Here is a 426-nt window from a genome sequence, read left to right on the forward strand (position 1 = left end):
GGTTCATCCGACATTTCGTGTGATACGGCAGTCATGTAGTGCAAAAAGTCTAAGTTTGAAATAGTCATCATCTCTATATCCGTAAGCATTTCTCTTCATCACTTTAATTTTATTGTTTATGCCCTCCACTTTGGCCGTTGATAGCCGTCCATAATACCAAGCGAGTATTTCCTTTTTAGCAGCATTGATTGTATTTGCTAATGAGATTAGAGGTTTTGAATCTGTATCTAGTGCCATTGACACCCAGCTGTTTAATCTTTCCTCTGCCTCATTAATGGTTCGTTGATTATATATTTCTCTCAGGTCCTCCTTGAGGTAATAGGCTTGAGAGAGGGGTTCGTTCATTGCGAGTGCTTTCTGGAGCTTCGTTCTCCCTTTCTCATCAATCATCTTTTCCCCGTTGGCAAGTAGGAGGTATCTTGTTCC

General features: G+C 40.8%; 1 protein-coding gene. It reads right to left on the reverse strand.

The window, feature by feature from the left end:
- Nucleotides 1-3: 3 nt before the first annotated feature.
- Nucleotides 4-426, reverse strand: a 423-nt coding sequence (locus tag HMPREF3027_RS09370; protein ID WP_141756197.1) for a transposase, incomplete at its 5' end; no start/stop codon positions are given.

Source organism: Porphyromonas sp. HMSC077F02 (genome assembly GCF_001815465.1).
GTDB lineage: Bacteria > Bacteroidota > Bacteroidia > Bacteroidales > Porphyromonadaceae > Porphyromonas_A > Porphyromonas_A somerae.